General features: G+C 53.4%; 19 protein-coding genes. 7 read left to right on the top strand and 12 right to left on the bottom strand.

Features of this window, described 5'->3' with window-relative positions; genetic code table 11:
• Nucleotides 1-382: 382 nt before the first annotated feature.
• The 4 genes from EKN00_RS09395 (at nt 383) to EKN00_RS09385 (ending at nt 4,363) form a co-directional block, all read left to right on the top strand.
• Entirely contained in the window at nt 383-1,054 is a 672-nt protein-coding gene (locus tag EKN00_RS09395; protein ID WP_127849908.1) for a hypothetical protein, read from the top strand.
• 18 nt (nt 1,055-1,072) lie between these two features.
• Nucleotides 1,073-1,222: a hypothetical protein gene (locus EKN00_RS10885; RefSeq protein ID WP_164848096.1), complete on the top strand. Its 150-nt coding sequence runs from the start codon at nt 1,073-1,075 to the stop codon at nt 1,220-1,222.
• A 331-nt stretch (nt 1,223-1,553) separates the two neighbouring features.
• Nucleotides 1,554-2,351, top strand: coding sequence for an ABC transporter ATP-binding protein (locus tag EKN00_RS09390; RefSeq protein ID WP_127849906.1), 798 nt, complete (start codon nt 1,554-1,556; stop codon nt 2,349-2,351).
• Nucleotides 2,351-4,363, top strand: coding sequence for an FtsX-like permease family protein (locus tag EKN00_RS09385; RefSeq protein ID WP_127849904.1), 2,013 nt, complete (start codon nt 2,351-2,353; stop codon nt 4,361-4,363). Before EKN00_RS09390 ends, EKN00_RS09385 begins: the two co-directional genes overlap by 1 nt.
• Nucleotides 4,364-4,555: 192 nt before the next feature.
• Here the strand turns inward: EKN00_RS09385 and EKN00_RS09380 are convergent, their stop codons facing one another.
• Nucleotides 4,556-4,753 (bottom strand): hypothetical protein, encoded by a 198-nt coding sequence (locus EKN00_RS09380; RefSeq protein ID WP_127849902.1) that lies wholly within the window; start codon nt 4,751-4,753, stop codon nt 4,556-4,558.
• Nucleotides 4,754-5,033: 280 nt separating this feature from the next.
• On the opposite strand from EKN00_RS09380, the gene EKN00_RS09375 reads away from it, so the two are divergent.
• Both EKN00_RS09375 and EKN00_RS09370 read left to right on the top strand, forming a co-directional pair.
• Nucleotides 5,034-5,738 carry an MIP/aquaporin family protein gene (locus EKN00_RS09375; protein WP_127849900.1) on the top strand — a complete coding sequence of 235 codons (705 nt, stop codon included), beginning with the start codon at nt 5,034-5,036 and terminating at the stop codon, nt 5,736-5,738.
• Between the two features lie 139 nt (nt 5,739-5,877).
• On the top strand, nt 5,878-7,005 hold the full coding sequence (locus EKN00_RS09370; protein WP_127849898.1) for a M56 family metallopeptidase: 1,128 nt from the start codon (nt 5,878-5,880) through the stop codon (nt 7,003-7,005).
• Between the two features lie 39 nt (nt 7,006-7,044).
• On the opposite strand, the gene EKN00_RS09365 is transcribed toward EKN00_RS09370, so the two are convergent.
• Together EKN00_RS09365 and EKN00_RS09360 are read right to left on the bottom strand one after the other, a co-directional pair.
• Entirely contained in the window at nt 7,045-7,278 is a 234-nt protein-coding gene (locus tag EKN00_RS09365; RefSeq protein ID WP_127849896.1) for a hypothetical protein, read from the bottom strand.
• Nucleotides 7,275-7,679, bottom strand: a complete 405-nt coding sequence (locus EKN00_RS09360; RefSeq protein WP_127849894.1) for a hypothetical protein — start codon at nt 7,677-7,679, stop codon at nt 7,275-7,277. Before EKN00_RS09360 ends, EKN00_RS09365 begins: the two co-directional genes overlap by 4 nt.
• A 320-nt stretch (nt 7,680-7,999) precedes the next feature.
• On the opposite strand from EKN00_RS09360, the gene EKN00_RS09355 reads away from it, so the two are divergent.
• Nucleotides 8,000-8,362 (top strand): BlaI/MecI/CopY family transcriptional regulator, encoded by a 363-nt coding sequence (locus tag EKN00_RS09355; RefSeq protein ID WP_127849892.1) that lies wholly within the window; start codon nt 8,000-8,002, stop codon nt 8,360-8,362.
• A gap of 105 nt (nt 8,363-8,467) precedes the next feature.
• On the opposite strand, the gene EKN00_RS09350 is transcribed toward EKN00_RS09355, so the two are convergent.
• The 9 genes from EKN00_RS09350 to EKN00_RS09310 all read right to left on the bottom strand — a co-directional run bounded on the left by EKN00_RS09350 (nt 8,468) and on the right by EKN00_RS09310 (nt 18,816).
• Nucleotides 8,468-9,757 carry an adenylosuccinate synthase gene (locus EKN00_RS09350; RefSeq protein ID WP_127849890.1) on the bottom strand — a complete coding sequence of 430 codons (1,290 nt, stop codon included), beginning with the start codon at nt 9,755-9,757 and terminating at the stop codon, nt 8,468-8,470.
• A gap of 241 nt (nt 9,758-9,998) precedes the next feature.
• Nucleotides 9,999-11,162, bottom strand: coding sequence for a hypothetical protein (locus tag EKN00_RS09345; protein ID WP_127849888.1), 1,164 nt, complete (start codon nt 11,160-11,162; stop codon nt 9,999-10,001).
• 140 nt (nt 11,163-11,302) lie between these two features.
• A complete protein-coding gene (gene dnaB / locus EKN00_RS09340) occupies nt 11,303-12,688 on the bottom strand; it encodes a replicative DNA helicase (RefSeq protein WP_127849886.1) in 1,386 nt (461 codons plus the stop codon).
• Between the two features lie 269 nt (nt 12,689-12,957).
• On the bottom strand, nt 12,958-13,560 hold the full coding sequence (locus EKN00_RS09335) for a sugar O-acetyltransferase (protein WP_164848095.1): 603 nt from the start codon (nt 13,558-13,560) through the stop codon (nt 12,958-12,960).
• A 450-nt stretch (nt 13,561-14,010) separates the two neighbouring features.
• A complete protein-coding gene (locus tag EKN00_RS09330; protein ID WP_127849884.1) occupies nt 14,011-14,598 on the bottom strand; it encodes a uracil-DNA glycosylase family protein in 588 nt (195 codons plus the stop codon).
• A gap of 99 nt (nt 14,599-14,697) precedes the next feature.
• Nucleotides 14,698-15,129, bottom strand: coding sequence for a peptide-methionine (R)-S-oxide reductase MsrB (gene msrB / locus EKN00_RS09325; protein WP_127849882.1), 432 nt, complete (start codon nt 15,127-15,129; stop codon nt 14,698-14,700).
• Nucleotides 15,130-15,307: 178 nt separating this feature from the next.
• Nucleotides 15,308-16,093: a CPBP family intramembrane glutamic endopeptidase gene (locus EKN00_RS09320; protein WP_127849880.1), complete on the bottom strand. Its 786-nt coding sequence runs from the start codon at nt 16,091-16,093 to the stop codon at nt 15,308-15,310.
• A gap of 114 nt (nt 16,094-16,207) precedes the next feature.
• Nucleotides 16,208-16,657, bottom strand: coding sequence for a 50S ribosomal protein L9 (rplI, locus tag EKN00_RS09315; protein WP_127849878.1), 450 nt, complete (start codon nt 16,655-16,657; stop codon nt 16,208-16,210).
• A 146-nt stretch (nt 16,658-16,803) separates the two neighbouring features.
• Nucleotides 16,804-18,816 (bottom strand): DHH family phosphoesterase, encoded by a 2,013-nt coding sequence (locus EKN00_RS09310; RefSeq protein WP_127849876.1) that lies wholly within the window; start codon nt 18,814-18,816, stop codon nt 16,804-16,806.
• Nucleotides 18,817-19,105 lie beyond the last annotated feature (289 nt).

Here is a 19,105-nt window from a genome sequence, read left to right as displayed (position 1 = left end):
TAAAATGACAGTTATCGTTTAAACTGCATTGCTCTCAAACAAGTAGCTCTCCACTCGTCAACTGATACACGAATCAGTCGTCAAAAGTGATTCTGAATCGTCTTACGTTATTAAAAGCGAATATGTAAATTATTATCAACCTAATATTAGGGCCCATAATACTACTTACAAAGAAGTTAGACGCTTCATTAAATAACGCAAATTGAAAACGATTAAAGAAAACGTAATAGATGGGCATTCTGAAAATAAATTCCAAAAATAACACAATTCCTTCGCGAAAGTGCTTGTATTAGAACTGGTCAAACTGATACATTTGATTTAGGGGGTTAACCGGAATCTTACTACCAGCTAGCCTACTAACATACTGAGGAGGCACCACACTATGAAAACATCAAAGTTAGGTTACGCCTTATTAAGCGCATTAATGCTTGCAAGTGCATTAGCTCCGTCAATTTCCACATTTGCAACAACGGATGCTGATTATGCAACTACCAACATCGCTACTTCAGATTTAACAACTGGTTACTCTGGATTTGAATTGCCATCAAGTGGTTTGGGGCAAACAGGTTATCTGAACAACGATACGGGCTTCACCGATGCACAGGTTAATGCCATTGTTGATGAAGTTAACTTTTATTTTCACGAAGTAGGTTACATTGATGACAATAACAATTATGTCATCACGAACATCAATCCATTGCGTGAACGTGCTCTTAATGGGGATGAAAGTTCTCAAGCAATTGTAGAAACTTATGAACAGCAAACCTTTGGCGAAGGGGAAAAAGGGTCGGTTGCATATTTAACTTGCATTGCGCTAAACTCAATTCCAGGAATAGGCGAAGTTGCTTCATTTGCATCACTAATTAAAGCGTATACCAAAAGCAATCTTGCGCTAGGCAAAGGAACAGTGGGTGCGTATGCAATTGCAAAGGCGCTTGGGAAAATAGTCGTGAAGATGGGATCTGCAGCAAGTAAGATTTTAGCAAAAACAAGTGTGGCTGGCATCATCGGTAGTGTTGTTGTATCAATGGTTACCTGTAGGAACGAATTATAATTTCGGGAAGGCAAAATAATGCGCACTATGATTCATGGGTTTGGCTATTTCATCGGTGGTGCTGGAGCGTTAATGTTAAAAGCCAGTGTTTACCGTGAAGAAACGAAAAAATACACAATAATTACATGGGTATTGATTATTGTCGGGTTTTCACTAGCGTCGATTTAGGCATCAGCTGACGTAATTGGGTGTTTTATGCGACCCTCATTCTATGTGGTCCCCGCCACGACGATACGGCGCCGACTTTGCAAGCTTTAATTGATCTCGCTTAAAGGCCCCGCAATTGCGGGCTTTTTTTGTCCCTGATCCACTTAAGCCAATCTTCCATCGATGGGGGCTATTGGTCCCATGTCTAACCTTACAACATTGTAAGGTTAAACCGCTTCTCGTAAGTACCACTGACGGCCGGTGCGGGCTATGCTATAACCAATAAGAAGTTCGCGGTCACTCGCGATGACGCGCCGATTGTTTCTGGTCCCGGCGCGAAGGAGGAGAAAACATGTCCACAATTTTGGAACTAAGCAACGTTGCCAAGACGTACCACACCCGCTTTAACGCCAACGCCGTGCACGCGCTAACCGACATTTCGCTATCCGTTGAGGCCGGCGAGTACGTCGCAATAATGGGTGAATCCGGTTCGGGTAAAAGCACCCTGCTCAACCTCATCGCCGCCCTCGACAAGCCCACAGCCGGCAGCATCAACCTTAACGGCACTGAGCTGCAAACCATCCCCGAAAGCAAGTCCGCCAAGTTCCGGCGCGAGCACCTCGGCTTTGTTTTCCAGGACTTCAACCTGCTCGACACCTTCAACGTCTTCGACAACATTGTGCTGCCCCTCGTCTTAAGCAAAACGCCGGTGCCCGAAATGGAAAAGCGTGTCGCCGCTTTGGCTCCCCAACTCGGCCTGGACGACAAGCTTGCCAAGTTCCCGTATGAATTATCCGGTGGTCAGCAGCAGCGCGTTGCCGCCGCGCGGGCCCTGATTACCAAGCCGGAGTTGCTGCTGGCGGACGAACCCACCGGCGCACTGGATTCACGCACGGCCGATGAACTGCTCAAACTGTTTAGCGAGCTGAACGCCACGGGCCAAACCATCCTGATGGTTACCCACTCGGCCGTCGCCGCCAGTCACGCCCAGCGCGTCCTGTTCATCCGCGACGGTCAACTTTTCCACCAGCTCTACCGCGGCGATTTGACTCAAGACGAAATGCTGGTCAGAATCAGCGATACGATGACGGCAATGCTGGCCAAGCAGGGTGACGGCAACACCGCCAACGCAACTAAGGGGGCCATCTGATGTTCTACTTTCGCTTAGCCGCCACCAACATCCGCGCCCACAAGCGGATATTTGTCCCCTTCCTGCTCGCGATGACGCTGCTCATGATCATGAACGTGGTGATGCTGTCGGTTCACGCCGACGCCAGCGCCATCTTCGCGGATAATAGCCTCGGCGTGCAGGCCGCCACAACCGAAATGTTCAAGTATGGCTCCGAAGTCATGATCATTTTCGCCGTGATTCTGGCCTGGTACGCAAACGGCTTTTTGCTCAAGCAACGGACCAAGCAGCTTGCACTCTACAGCATCATTGGCTTTGGCAAACGTGAATTGCGCCTAATGGTCACCGCCGAACTTACCATCTGTGCGGCTATCAGCATCGTCTGTGGTGCGGTTTTCGGCGCCGCCTTTGCCCGCCTCAGTTACCTCGCGCTGGGCAAGATGCTCGGTGTCCCCGGCAAGATTCACTTCGGCATCGATCCGGGGCCCATCTTGCTGGCGGCCGGCATTATCGCTTTGATTTTTGTTCTCCTCGTCTTACTTGACGCCAACTGGCTGCGCAAACACCGGCCACTGGCAATGCTGCAGGCCGTCAGTGCGGGCGAACGCGAACCCAAGACGCGCTGGCTGCTACTGATTGTTGGTGTCATCAGCCTGGTTGCCGGTTACGCCGCAGCCATCGGTATCACCAACCCACTCGGAGCCTTGCAGTGGTTCTTCATCGCCGTAGTTCTGGTCATCATCGGCACGTACGCGCTGTTTATCGCCGGCTCCGTTTTCATCTACAAGCGCCTGCGCCAAAACAAGCGCTACTACTACCAGCCCGCCCACTTCATCAACGTTGCCAACATGATTCACCGGATGCGGCAAAACGGTGCGGGTCTGGCCTCCATCACCATTCTCGCCACGATGACGCTCGTCACGATTGCCACCACCATCACCTTGTACCTCGGCGTACCGCAAATCGTGAACACGTCAAACCCGGCCGACTTCCAGTACCTGCGCCAAACAACGGCGGACAAGAACGCTAACACCAAGATTACGCCCGCCCAAAACAAGGCGCGGGTCGCTACGATTGCCGCCAAGCACCACGTGACCATCCAAAAGCGCACGGTGACCGTCATCAGCACGTCACTGCCCGTGAATATGGGTGTCAACCATGTCCGCCTTGCCAGCGACAAGGATTACGCCGGCGTGTTCGGCCCCAGTCATGAGGTTACGAATACGGACATCATGACTTTGGCCAACTACAACCGCATGACGGGCAAGCACGTGACCCTCACAGACGATGGTATCCTGCTGGGCACGACCAGAAACCTGAACCGAACAAAGCTGGTTTTTGGTCACCACGTGATGCAGGTTCAGGGACGGGACGACATGCCCTACACCACGAACCTCTCAGCCACCGGCAACGCGCTGATTGTCTTCAAGGACGACGCCACCATCACCAAGATGGCCCACGCACTCAGCCCCAAGCTAGGCAAAACGGAAATGGCAGCAATGCTCAGCAACGCCCAGACCTCGGTTTACCTCAAGTTAAAGGGTAAGCCAGCCAACCAGATTGCGATGGCCAATGAGGTCCAGAAAACCAAGCTGGGGGCATTGCAGGTACAAAGCGCCGCCAAGAGTCGCAAGCAAGTCCTGCGCTGGATGAGCGCCTTCCTCTTCCTGGGCATCCTCATTGGCATCATGTTTATCCTCGCCACCGCGCTGATTCTGTACTACAAGCAGGTCGCCGAGGGTCTCGCCGACGCCAAGCGCTACAAGATTTTGCAGCAGGTTGGTCTTTCAAAGCGTGAAGTCCGGGCCACAATCAACTCGCAGCTGCTCACGCTGTTTTACATCCCCCTGATTGTCGCCGGCGTGCACACCGCAATTGCGGCGCCGTTCATTCAACGCGTCCTCACCCTCTTTGGCATTTTCAACTGGGGCCAGTTCGCAGTAATCACCGCCGCCACTCTTGGTGTCTTCGCCTTGGTTTACGTTCTAATGTACAAGGCGACCGCGCAGGTGTACTACAGAATTGTTCGCTGACTAGGGTAATTATTCAGTCAGCTTACAATCCCCCACAATTACGCTTGTCCGCGTCCTGCTAATTTTGGATCTGACCGGAAAGCACCTCAAAATAATTAAAGAGCAGTAACCACGCCGATGCGCGTGGCTACTGCTCTTTTTGATTAGCTAACATTTGCCCTGGCAACCATCCTGACGCCAGATCCTGCAACGTTATAGGCTCCCGGTCAGTGTGGCAACACCAATAATCGCAAAAATCACCCCAATTATGAAGCCGTACCACAACCCATAGGCGGAAAATGCGGACGAACCGGCATTAGCAGTTAGCTTAAATTTCTTGAACGACCGGTAGCCAATGTACATTTGTAAAACCCCAAGTAGGATTGCACCAATACCAACAATTGCTTGCATAATTTGCCTCCACAATGTCTCTAACCCGCGTTACGTTCAATAAGAAAGCCCTTACTTTCTTTACGCCTTCAGTGTAGTCCCACACATTGCTCGCGGACCAAGGACTAAAGTCTGATTTTCCGCGGAAGTGACATGTCCCGGCCAATGTGACAAATCAGCGTGCGCCCAATTAACGGCGACCACCTTGGAAAAATCGGGTAACTATATTAATTGTTAGCGCTGTCAGGTACAATGGAAAAGTAATTGACGCAATTTTATTTCAAACAATGGAGATGGAATTATGAGCGGCTTTCTCGGTGAATTCTTCGGCACAATGGTGCTGATTGTGCTCGGTGTCGGGTGCGGCGCGGGGGTTAATCTGCGCAAAACGTACGCGCACGGGCAAAACTGGATGTTCGTGACGCTCGCCTGGGGCATGGCGGTAACGTTCGGAGTGTACGTTGCTGCCCACTTCGGTGCTGATGGTCACCTAAACCCCGCGGTGACCATCGCGTTTGCGACGTTCGGCTACTTTCCCTGGACGCAGGTCCCAGGTTACCTGCTGGGGCAATTCTTGGGGGCCTTCGTCGGTGCGGCCATCGTGATTGTGCAGTACTACCCGCATTTTTGGCAGACAAAATCGGAGGCGGATGGCAACACGGTCGGCATCTTTGCGACCGCGCCGGCGATTCCCCAGCCGTTCTTCAACCTGATCAGCGAAATCATCGCGACGTTCATCTTTATTTTCGCGTTGCTGAACCTCGGTGATTTCAGCGCCGGCCTCAAACCGTTCGTTGTTGGTCTACTCATCATGGTCGTGGGGCAGTCGCTCGGGGGCACGACGGGGTTTGCGCTGAACCCCGCCCGTGATTTCGCTCCCCGCTTGGCCTACACCGTTTTGCCCGTTCCCCACCGGGGCAACACCCACTGGGAATACGCGTGGGTACCGGTCGTCGGTCCCATCATTGGCGGACTAATCGCGGCGGGACTCGAAAGAATGATTTAACCTGAAAATCATTTCTATTTTCACAGCTAACTTACCAAGCGCTAAAAGATGCCGCACACAATTCAGGGTGCGGCATCTTTTATCTCCCCAGGTTCTGTGCTACTCTGGGGCAAAGACGTTAACACCCGGGGGTTATACTATGCATCTATCCGTATCATCAATCCTAATTTCTTTATTGGTGACGACCATGCTGGTGGGCGTACTGCAACTGTTTATCGTCCGCACCCGCGCGTACGGGGTCTTTCGCATCGACTTCATCGGCGGCTTTGCGCTAGTGGTCATCCTGCGCATGTTGCTGCCGTGTGAATACATTGACACCTACACGATTTCTTCCCACAAAATCTTGCCGGCAATCTATGGCTTCTTGGCACACACCAGGTGGACCATGGGCGGCGTTAAGGTCACGTGGTTCATCATGCTCGGCGTAATTTGGTTAATCGGTGCGGTCATTGCGCTGACCCGTTTAACCTGGCAGGCCTACCATTTGGATAAGACCTTGGGCTCACTGCCGCGCATCAACGCGGCGGACCTCGAATTAGCCGGACCCGTGCAGATTCCGCCAAGGGTGAAGCTTTACCGCATCAACGGTGTCACCTCGCCCTTCGTCTCCGGACTGCGCCACCCCAAGCTGATTCTGCCCAGTATCGCCATCGAGCCCACGACCCTCACCTACATCATGCGCCATGAAGTGCAGCACATCAAAAACCGTGATGTGCTGGTGAAATACCTGATCAGCCTTTTGGTTTGCGTTTACTGGTGGTTCCCGCCGATGTACATTTTCCGGCGCCAGGCCAACATGATTATCGAAATGCGCGTGGATAACCAAATCGTGCAGCGGGCCGGCAAGGACGATTACTACGGCTACACGCAGAGCCTCGTGACCGTCACCAAGCAAATTCAAAATGCGGCAAAATCACCAATTGCGCCGGCGCTGTCCGCCGCCCTTTTGCCCCAGTTCACCATGTTCGAGCAGCCAACGTTAACCCACCGCATCAAGTTCCTGCTCACCGGACGCAAGGTTAAGCGGACCAACCGCTTCGTCTTGGCCATGGTGGTCATCCTGCCATTAATTGTGACCTCCATTATTTTCGAGCCGGACTCCATTAATCCCGCCGCGGCCAAGGGAACGTTCGAAATCAATCCCAAAAAGGACAAAATCATCGAGTATCGCGGTAAGTACTACATCTGGGCCGAGGGTAAAAATCAGGGCTGGATTAAGAACCCACACGTCGGCATTCTCAAGAAGCTGCCAATTGAAAAGCACTAAAAAAATGGCCACGACCATGATGTCGTGACCATTTTTTGATTAATCAGCCTTGACCCAACTACCCAGCCACTTCTTGGCCGTGTAGTTGTACAGGCGTTTGTACATCACACCGTTCTTGAGCTTGTAGCGCCACCGAATCTTGGCGCTCTTGTACTCCACCACTGGCGCCACATCCGCGCTCGCACTCACCAGATTCATCGCCTGAACGCTGGACGTGACCAGCAATTCACCAGCAACGGCAATGAGTACAACCACACGTCGCATCTTCGTCAATGAACATCAACCCTTTCTGCAGCCGCGTCGTTTTCGCAGCTGCAATTGCTCACAACCAAAAATGTCAGGACGCTTACCCCAGCCCACGCCGACAGCGTCGTCATAACGTCTGCGGCAAACCACGAGCATGCAAACCAGCTGATTGTCAGAAGTGTGGTGCTGATGAGCGCAACGTGGCGTTGGGGCAACCAGATTGTCATGCCCACCTGTGCCAGTAGCAATAACAACGTACCCATTCCCAGCCCAAGTAGGGCAAAGATGGCCGGGTGCCAATTGGCCGGTATGACCGCCGCCAATATCACCTCACCCATAAACCCATGCCGCACGAATTCCCCCGCTGTCACCAACCCAGTCACAGCAGATGTTCCCCGCAATAAGTTCAGTAGCCGCTGCGAAATCATCTTACATTCCCCCAACCATCCGTTATCCGGATTTTGCCGATGCCGATAACGCTCCACCGCTACCCGCACAGGCCGTTAATTGATAAGCCAACCTTGATTATTACATTACGACTTTTTGCATTATCCTGCAACATTTTTTTACACTTAAATATATATTTTGGTCAAAGAATGCTATAATATATTTATGGGAACAAATAATGCTATGCGTTGGCTCGAACGCTTATACGCATAATTTATATCCGGAAACATTTATAACGTTCTGTTGCTTTTCTTACGTAGAGTTTTATAATGAAGGCAAATACTAAAAGGGAGCTTAACTCATGCAACGTAAAATCAAACTTACTCGTCGCGAAGAGGACATTCTTCACGTACTCTGGGATTCAGACAAGGTGATGTCCGCCCGCGACGTAGCAAACGAAACCGACATCAGTATGAACACCGTACAATCCGTTATGCGGAAACTACTGAAGGGCGGCTACATCAAGACCGCTAGCATCGGTTACAGCGGCACCGTGCTCACACGTGAATACGTGGCCAACATCACGGAACAAGATTACTACGCCACCCTCATCTCCAAGCCAGCCCTCAAGGCCCTCGCGGCAGCATTCATCAACAAGGATGCAGCTGGCGATGACCTGGACGAGCTGTCCAAGCTGATCGAAACCAAAAAGGACGAAGATTAAGCTGTACTTTAAAGCGGCGCCATGAAGAAAACTAGCAAGTTTTCTCCACGGCGCTATTTTATTAGGGACAAAAAAATCCCGCCATTCACGGCGAGATTTTTTATTTTATTTAGCCCAAACGTCCTGCAACACGTTCGTCTGGTCACGATCAGGACCAACGCCAAAGGTCAAAAGGTCGGCCCCCACCAGTTCGGTAATGCGCTGGATGTAGTGCCGGGCCGCTTCTGGCAGGTCCGCCAGCGTTTTGGCACCAGTAATGTCTTCGGACCACCCAGGCATTTCTTCGTAAACCGGCTGGCATTCAGCAAGTTCCTTGAGTGAGGCCGGGAACCGGGTGATGATTTCACCATCTGCCTTCTTGTAGGCCGTGCAAATCTTGATGGTATCTAGACCCGTGAGGACATCCACGGAGTTCAAGCAGATGTCCGTCACGCCGGCGACGCGCTTGGCGTGGTTCACCACAACGGTGTCAAGCCAGCCAATGCGCCGCGGCCGCCCCGTGACCGTTCCGAACTCATGCCCGGCATTACGAATGAAATCACCGGTCTCGTCGTTCAGTTCGGTTGGAAATGGTCCGTCACCAACACGGGAGGTGTACGCCTTCGTCACCCCAACAACCCGGCTCACCCGGGAAGCACCGAGGCCGGAGCCGGTGGACACCCCGCCAGCCGGATTGGATGACGTCACGAATGGGTACGTCCCCTGGTCAATGTCGAGCATGATGCCCTGGGCGCCTTCGAACAGCACGTTGCCGCCCTGATCCACGGTATCGTTTAGCAGCACCGAGGTGTCGACCACGTACTTAGCGAGCTGCTGCCCGTATTCGTAGTATTCGTCAAAGATATCGTCGAAGTTCATTGGCGCCACGCCGTAAACCTTAGTGAACTGAACGTTCTTTTCAGCAAGGTTAGTGCGCAGCTTAGCGGCGAACGTGTCTTTTTCTATGAGGTCACAAATTCGGATACCAACTCGGCCAGCCTTGTCCATGTATGCCGGGCCAATGCCGCGGCCGGTTGTCCCAATCTTGCTGTCACCGAGCGCTTCTTCACGCAGCTTGTCGAGCAAAATGTGGTAGGGCAAAATCACGTGGGCACGGTCGCTGATACGCAGGTTATCCCCCGCAACACCCTGCTCCTTGAGGTGAGCAAGTTCAGCCACCAGACTCTTCGGGTTCACCACGACGCCGTTACCAATCACGGAAAGCTGGTGGGGGTAAAGAATCCCGGAAGGCACGAGGCGCAGCTTGTACACCTGTCCGTTCGCATGAATGGTGTGGCCGGCATTGTCACCACCCTGATACCGTGCAATCACGTTCGCACCCTGACTAAGGAAGTCGACAATCTTACCCTTACCTTCGTCGCCCCATTGCGTACCTACGATTACTACTGTGCCCATGAATTTATACCCCTTCCTGGATATGCGCATTTCAAAAACCTTAACAATAATAGCAATAACCCGAACAATCAGCAAGGGCTAATCCGGTATTTGTGGGAATAAGCGGACCAAAGCCACCTGCAAATACGTCAAAACACGAACGTTAGGCGCAAAGCCCACAGGATTTAGCGTGCCAGCATCCCCGAAAACAAAAAATCGGTTCGCATCCAGCTTATCACTGAACTCGAACCGATTTTTTCTGTTACTTGCTGGCGAGCCAGCGTTCTTGAAGGAAGGTGTACACGTTACCCAGACTCAGTGCCTGCACTTCGGTGTTTCGGAAAGTGACGCCAGCTTCGGGATTGGCCCCGGTTGGAATGATGGTGAAACTGTCATCCGTCACCGCGCTCGGCGTGCCCATGACCGGTTCGGCACCGTTGTCCTGCGTCCCGCGAACGCGGTAGACGCGCCCGAAGATTTCACCCTCGCTGAGCAAATCACCCAGCAGGTCCGTATTCGCATCGAATTCCCGCTCCTGATTGAGTGCCGGCACCTGAATGAAGCTGTGTGCCTGACCCCAGCGTTCGTAAAAATCGACGGTGGCTAGGTAATCAGACGCGATGATGACGGAGTGCACCGCGCTGAGCCGCAGTAGCGTGTAGCCACCAAACTGACCAGCCATGTCGAGCAACTTGAGTACCGCCCACTGCTTGTTTACCGTCAGCACGCGCCCGACGTAGAAGTTTTCGTAATTCTGTCGGGTCAAAACGGCAATCGGCTGCTCTGAGTCGATGGCCGCCTGCAGAATTTTGCCCGCGTTATCATTGTTCATGTAACGCTGCGTCGGGGTGTGCGTTAACATTCCCTTCTGCGTGAGCAACGCCGTTTCGAGCGTCAAATCGTAGCCTTCGTATTCCAGTACCTGCAAGCTGCTGTAATCAACCTGGATGCGGCGCCGGTCCGTGTAATTGAACTTGTTGAATACGGACAACTCAAGGGCACGCTCGTGAACCGCCACAATCTGCCCCTCAAGGTAGTTCTCCGCATCCATCGTCACGCACAGTACCGCCTGCCCGGTACGGCGCAAATTCTCCGCAACCTGGTAGAGCAGCGGGGATTCGTCACGTAGCGGCATTGCAAGCGGTGGGTGCGGTGTCGCCCGAAAGCGCAGCTCATCGGCGGTGGCAATGCGGTACGCCATGTTATCAAGGTCTGCGCCCGCCACCTCAATCGAGGCGATGGCGTGCAGCGCAACAAAGGCGTTGCCGTCCGCTAATCCCGCATCGCTGTACGTACGCAAAACCACGCCGTCTTCAGCAACGGACTGGACGTAACCAGTGTAAAAATCATCAACGTCGTGCTGGTACACGTTGATGAGTAAATGTTGGGTGCGAGCCGTCATGAGGCTCATCACAATTCCGTCCATTCGGTACCTCCATCCGCGCAGCCCCGCAGGCTTTCACCCCACGTGGTTGTGCTTAAAATTTGCGCAAAACATCCCGTTGCTAGCGCAGGTAAACCCAAAATTGGCTAACCCGCGGCCCTAACCGTCACCATTGAGTCCGCTTAGTGCTGTCCTGGTTGGTACGCAATTGACGAGAACTTGTTCAGCGACTTCACGAACATCAATTTGACCGTGCCGCGCGCCCCCGACCGGTTCTTTTCGAGGATGATTTCCATCTCGCCAACATCCTGGTCTTCGGGATCTTGCTTGGGTTCGTCGTCATCATCGCCACCATCTTCATCGCGATAGTAATCTTCCCGGTAAAGGAAGGCCACGATGTCCGCGTCCTGTTCAATCGCCCCGGATTCACGAATATCGGAAAGCACGGGCCGCTTGTCCTGCCGCTGCTCCACACCACGTGACAACTGCGACATGGCAATGACGGGTACGTGCAATTCCTTGGCCAACTTCTTCAGCTGCCGCGAAATGTTGGACACTTCCTGTTGCCGGTTTTCCTGACCACTGCCTTCAATCAGCTGCAGGTAGTCAATGATAATCAGGCCGAGGTCCACGTCTGGTTGGCGGGCAAGCCGGCGACACTTCGCCCGGATTTCGCCGACCCGAATCCCCGGAGTATCGTCAAAGTAGATGTTGGTCTTGGACAGACTCCCCATCGCAATAATCAAGTTTTGCATTTCCTCTTCGGTTAGTTGCCCGGTCCGCAGGTGGTTGGCGTTGATGTTCCCCTCACTGCAAATCATCCGGTTAACCAGCGACTCGGCCCCCATTTCTAGGGAGAAAATCGCAACGGCCTTGTCGGTTTTGGTCCCGACGTTTTGGGCGATGTTCAGCGCAAAGGCCGTCTTCCCCATCCCTGGCCGGGCGGCAATGACAATCATTTCGTCCTCGTGGAACCCGGTGGTCATACGGTCAAGGTCCGCAAAGCCCGTCGCCAGACCCGTGATTTCCTCGTGCTGATTGATGAGCTCATCGATGTTGTTCATTGCATCGCCGAGCACGTCGCGAATCTTGCGGAAATCGTTGCCCCCGCCCTGACCGATCCTCGAAATCTGTTCTTCGGCTTCTTCTAGCTGCACTTCGGGATCATCGTGGTCGTCAAACCCGCGTGTGGCGATTTCCGTTGCGGTGTTAATCAGGCGCCGGCTGGTGGCCTTTTGCCTAACGATGCGGGCGTAGTAACCCACGTTGGTTGCCATGGCCACCGCGTCCGTGAGCTCCATCAGGTACGGAATCCCGCCGACATCTTCAAGGTTGCCATTCTTTTCCAACTGTTCCTGCACCGTCACAACGTCAATGGCGTCATCGCGGTCCGAGATCTCTTCCATTGCCGAAAAAATCAGCTGGTGCGCCCGCCGGTAAAAGTCCTCCGCAGTGACGTATTCCTGCGCATCGGCCACCGTTTCGGGCTTGAGCAGAATGCCCCCGAGAACAGCCTGTTCCGCTTCGTTATTTTGCGGCATTTGCCGGTTAATTGCTGGTTCGTCCATGTTTTGGCCCTTTCTGGTGGATGCAACTTTTATTAGCGTTGCTGCTCCCATCATTTTACTGGTTTACTGCACTTTTACTTTGCGTGCTTTGTTCCGTTCAATGTGAATGCTTAGTAAATTCTACCATAAATGCGCGCCGAAATTACCCGCCAAAATAGACGAATAGTCCGGCCAGCAAATACGTAAAGCAGATACTTGCTAACCGAACTATTTTAATCGCCAAAATGTGGTCGCACCTGGCGTTAACAATGCACTTTACACCACAATTCTTACTTGCGCGACGTCAGCAACGCCTCCGGAATCTTGTCCGCAGCCGTAATTGCCCGCACCACCTTTGCCGGGGTGCCCACCGCTACCACGCCGGCGGGAATGTCGCGCGTGACCACACTGCCGGCACCAACAACGCTGCCCGCGCCAATGGTGACGCCGCCACACACAGTGACGTTTGCCCCAAGCCAGACATCATCCTCCAGCGTGATTGCTTTGGAGGCACAAATGCCAAAGCGCCGCTGCGCCACATCTAGGGCGTGGTCAGGACAGGCGAGCACGCTGCCGGGGCCAATCATCGTCCCGGCACCCAGGTTAATCGGCGAGGTGTCGAGCATCGTCACGTTGTAATTGATAAACACGCCATCTTGAGCGTGAATGTTGAGCCCATAATCACACTGAAAGCCGCCGTACACGTTCGCGGTGTCCGCAAACGTGCCGAAAAGCTGCGTCAAAATCTGCCGGCGCGCAGCCTCATCCAGCGGGTCCACTTGGCCCAGCTGCCAGCACAGTTGCCGCGCGCGGGGCTTCAGCTCAGGATCCTGGTCGTGATAATCAATGATGTAACCATTCGGGTCGGTTAGAATATCCATGAAGGGGCGCATTGTAATCTCCGTTTCTGATGATGGTTGTGGGGCAAATGAGGGAGCGCGGGTCTCGAAGGCAACCCGTGAGGCTACCGCTCTGTGTTCTAGTCGAGCTCCACCTCACTGCCTTCTCCGCCTGCCAAGGAAAAACACCTGATGGGCAAAAACCGCCCATCCGCTGTTTTTCCTCAGCAGTGCTCGAAGGCAACCCGTGAGGCTACCGCTCTGTGTTCTAGTCGAGCTCCGCCCCGCTGAAATCTGCGGTCATCCCCAAGCTGTCGCCGACGGGAAAACCGCCGTCACCGCCACCTTGCCGATGATCCTCAACTTCAACCCGCGGGGCTACCGCTCTGTGTTCTTAGTCGAGCTCCGCCATCCTGCTTTCTGCGCTTACCACGAGTCTGGCTCTGGCGGGAAAAGCACCGCCAAAGCCAGACTCACGGTAATGCTCGAAAGCAAACCGGATGGCTACCGCTCTGTGATTATTTCATGTACCCTCTTCTTAAAATCAGGCAGAACATCCGCCGCGAACCATGGATTGCGGCTCATCCAAAGCTGGTTGCGCGGGGAAGGGTGGACTAGTGGGAAGTACTTCGGCAGATATTCCTTGTAGGCGTGCACCGTATCGGTTAGTGTCCGTTTGCGCTCCTTGCCCAGGTAGAACTTCTGCGCGTACATGCCAATGAGCACGGTCAATTGCAGGTTGGGCATCGCCGCCAGCAGCTGTGGGTGCCATTTTTCCGCAAAGCCCTTGCGTGGCGGCAAGTCGCCGCTCTTGCCCTTGCCGGGGTAGTAGAAATCAAGCGGCACAATGGCAACTTGCTTCGGATCATAGAAAGTCTCCCGGTCAATTCCCATCCAGTCGCGCAGCCGGTCGCCACTCGGGTCGTTCCAATACATCTTGGACTCCTCGGCGCGGATGCCGGGTGCCTGCCCAATCAGTACAATCTTAGCGGCGGGGTCCACCGCGTACAACGGGTCCACCCCGCGCGCGGTGTACTCGGCGTTTTGTGGATCGGCCTTAATCGCGTTAAATATTTCGTCTAGTTCAGTCATGACTGCCTCCATTTCCGGCATGTCGCCGGGACAACGCAACTTGCTTACGTGTATATTATTGCGCATTCAGCAGTGAAATTCACCCATTGCGGCGTGCGCCTACGCATTAAACAGCACCTTGTATGCCCCGTAGCCCGCCGCATCGAGCTTAGCCAGCGGCACGAACCGCAGCGCGGCGCCGTTGATGCAGTAGCGCAGGCCACCTTTGTCTGCTGGACCGTCGTTAAATACGTGGCCGAGGTGTGAGTCCGCCTGCTTGCTGCGGACCTCGGTGCGCGCCATGAACAGCCGGTAATCCGTCAGTTCGGTCAACTTGGCGATGGGCTTCGTGAATGACGGCCACCCACAACCCGCGTCGTACTTATCCGTGGAGGAAAACAGGGGTTCACCCGACACGACGTCAACGTAAATCCCGGGCTCGTAAAAATCATCGTACTCGCTCGAAAACGGCCGCTCGGTGCCGGCGTTTTGGGTCACGTCAAATTGTTCCGGCGAGAGCTTGCGCCGCAGTTCGTCTATATCCTTTTCCATAACAATCACCTCACGTTTAGTAATGGTCAGTATACGCGTTGCAGTGGCAATTACAAGGAATAACCAAGTACACCTTGCAATTGGGTTCGCACCCACCCACAATCCTGCGCATGAACGCCGCTTACAGTGAAGTGGCAGCAGGCAACAGTTTTGTGTCTCCCCCGTCAATTAAACAGGTTCATCCAGCGTCAGTCTTGCCGCCATCAGCGATATGCCGATGGTACTTGTAAATGGCCCCATAAAGAATGCTGAGGGCGATGGCACCAGCAATCAACGCGTACTGACTAGTGTATTGCGACCAATCTACTTTCAATCCCAGCATTTTGAAATCAGATTGCACGTATACTGACGCACTAATCGAAACAACATCTGTGAGGTAGTGTAAAACAATTACAACAAGTAGATTACCCGTCAGTAAGTAAACTGTCCCTAATAAAAGCCCCGCGCCGAACGCAAAGAGTACCGTACCAATGACATCAGGCCACGTGGCAGTTGCCCCCGAAATATTAGTGAGGTGGAACAACGCAAAGATAGCCGCCGAAATCATCACGGTTAGAATTGCGTGTCCCTTAAATGTTTTCTGCACTAGCTGCTCAATGGAACCACGAAAAATAATCTCTTCAGCCACGGCCACCAATCCGGCCATCACCATCATTAAAACCATCATCGGTCGAAAATCGGTGTCCCGCCACATTTCACCAACGTACGGGATTTCGGTCACAAACAAAACCATGAACGGCCAGCCCATAACCAATCCCCAGCCAATGTTTTTCAGCCCCACAGAGTAGTTCAATTTCAAATATCGCCGCAAAAGGGCCATAATCACCAGCGCCGATATCAAGGGAACTACTTCCAAAGTGCTGTGCCATCTGCCAACATTGATTGAAGGATCTAAATCTAGAGCAGTATCGGTTGCAATTAATATTAATCCGCAAAGTAGCACGTACCTAAGTCGCCATCGCATAGGTTTACCCCCTAATGGTGCCCAATAATCTGCGCACGCAAACTAAACCAAAAAAAGCCAAAGCTATGACTGCCACTGAAGTAGCTGGCAATCACAGTTTCGACTTTTTGATTGTTACTGTTCCACCACGTGCACGCGAATCTTAGCGTCCACGCCGGGTGCGAGCTGCACCATGAGGTTACGGTAGCCGAGGGCGCGGATTGGTTCGGGCAAATCAATCTTACGCTTGTCGACCTTGTAGCCGAACTGCTTTTCAAGTGCCTGGGCTATCTGCTTGCTTGGCACGGAACCGAACAGGCGGGAGTCGGCACCGGCCTTGGATTTGATCTCAACCACGGTCTTGTCGTCTTCCAGCTTCTCCTTCAGCGCAACGGCCTTGGCCTTGAGTGCAGCCGCCTTTTTCTCTTCGGCCTTTTCCTGACCCTTGAGCTGGCTGATTGCGGCGGGTGTGCCGGGCTTTGCCTTACCGTTCTTGATGAGGAAGTTCCCGTAACCGTCAGCAACTTCCTTAAGTTGGCCGCGATTACCTTTGCCGCGGACATCTTCGGTGAAAATAACCTTCATTGTTTCTACCTCCGTTTGGGTTCACAAACACTGGGTGGCCGTGAACTTATTCCTTTGTTGATACTCTTAGTTTACATATCTAGCGGCCAAACGCAAAATAATTGACCAAAATTTGTACTTAATGACTAAAACGGGGTTCGCCAGCGCTAATCGTCTTCCTGCGTCAGTTCTTTATGGATGGCGTTCAGCAGCTCGCCCTTCGCGTCGGCTACCGTCACCCCAGCCATCTGGGTGGCAGCGTTGCTGAGGTGACCACCGCCGCCCAGCCGTTCCATAATGAGCTGGACGTTGATGTCCCCGAGGCTGCGAGCGGAAATACCAACCTTCCCGTCACGCCGCTTGGTGACAACAAAGCTGGCGTCAATCCCCGACAGCGAAAGCAGCGTGTCGGCCGCCTGCGCCGCGATGACGGGATCGTATGCCTTGACCTCTTCGCCGCACGCCACCGCCATGTTGTCGCCAATCATCTCAACGCTTTCAATCAGGTGGTTCTTCTGAATGTACGAATCGATGTTTTCCTTCAGCATCGTCGAAATCAGCTTGGCGTCCGCACCCATGGAGCGCAGGTACGAAGCCGCGTCGAACGTCCGGGTCCCGGTGCGCAGCGCGAAGTTCTTGGTGTCGACCGTAATCCCCGCAAGCATGGCGGTTGCTTCAAGTTTGTTCAGTGGTGCGCTCCCCTGCGGCTGGTATTCGAACATTTCCGCAATCAGCTCACAAGTACTGGAGGCATACGGCTCGATGTAAACGAGCATTGGGTTGTCCGGGAACTCCTCACCGCGACGGTGGTGGTCCAAGATGACCACGCGGTTTTGCAACTTGGTGTAGAGGTCCGGAGCGGTGGTAATGGATGGCTTACTGTGGTCGACCATGACGAGCATCGACTTGTCCGTGGCCCCACCAATGGCAGCTTCCGGCGTGATGATTTGGTTGGCCAGTTCTGGATCCGCGGCAACCTTTTCCATCAGGCGCTCAACATCCGAGTGCAAGTTCGTTGGGTCGAGCACCACGTAGCACTCTTTTCCGTTCATCTGGGCAATCCGGCGCACCCCGAGGGCGGCACCGATGGAGTCCATGTCGGGCCGGCCGTGACCCACAACGTAAATTTTGTCAGTCTGCTTGAACAATTCCTGCAGTGCCTGACTAATCATGCGCGCCCGAACTCGGGTCCGCTTCTCCATTGGGTTGGTCTTCCCGCCGTAGAACTTGGCTTCACCGGCGCGCGCCTTAACCACGACCTGGTCACCACCACGACCAAGCGCCAGGTCAAGGTTGCTCTGACTGGTCAGTGCTAGCTGCCCCAGGTCAGTATCGCCGTACGCAATCCCAATTGACAGGGTCAACGGTGCGTTTTGCTTACTCGTTCCCTCACGGATGGTGTCCAAAACCCGGAACTTATCCTTAATTACCGCCTTGAGCGCCTTGGCGTACGCAATCAGCAAGAAATGGTCGTCATCAACGCGCTTAACGAAAAAGCCAAACTTGGTTGCCCAGTTCGTGAGCTCCGTGGTCACATAATTACTGAGGTTAGAAATCAGCTGATCATCGAGGCTCTGGGTGACCTCATCGTAGTTATCCAGGAAAATCTGGCCAATCACGATTTTTTCATCCTCGGCCTGCTGCTCAATGGCCGCGTACCGGGTAACGTCCATCATGTAGACGACCCCAATGCTACTTTGCACCGTGATTTCGAACTGGTTATCGCCCCAGTGCACCAGCCGTGGTTCCTTGCTGTCTTGGTGGCCGGCAATAATCTCGGCGAGCTCACCGTCGACGTCTGCTAGGTTCCGCCCCAGCGTCGGTTCATCCCCGAAGTAGGTCCGCAAGAAGGGGTTGAGCCATTCAATGTTCATTTTCTTATCGTACATCAAAATTCCCATCGGCATCCGCACGAGGGCTTCTTGTTCCCCCCGCTTGATGCGGTACGACAAATTGGTGATGTACTTATTCGTATTCTTGGTAATCGTCTCCAGCGTGTAGAAGGACGCGAACAGGAGACCGAGCAGAACGACGGTCAGCCCAATGGCCAGCCATGGTTTAATGAAGAACGCAATCACAATGCCTGTGATTGTGAGCACCACCATGGTGAGCGAGACGTACCGCAGCCGGGTGTCTTCAATGAAGGCCGGCAGCTTAATTGTGCTTTTGTTTTTTTGCATGAGTTTTCGCGCGTGCTCCTCTCATAAAAAGCGTCACTACTGGACCATTTTACCACAAGGGCCATAGTGCAACACGTAAATAAAACCGCTTACCGGCTCTGCGTCGGTCTGCCCGCGCTGGCATCATTTGCATTTCACCCGCCACCAGCTCTGCTTTTGCCCGGCGTAAATTTGCTAATCAGTGCTCCGCTTGCGCCGCCCGTTTTTTTGGATGACGAATTTACAATGTAAGTGCAACAAATTAGCCAAATAGAAAAGACTCACAGCCTGAGTCCTTGTACAATGAAAT

Origin of the sequence: Lacticaseibacillus hulanensis, from assembly GCF_004010095.1 — a bacterium.
GTDB lineage: Bacteria > Bacillota > Bacilli > Lactobacillales > Lactobacillaceae > Lacticaseibacillus > Lacticaseibacillus hulanensis.
The sequence above is the reverse complement of the archived record's forward strand: the minus strand, read 5'-3'. Positions and strand labels throughout refer to the sequence as shown.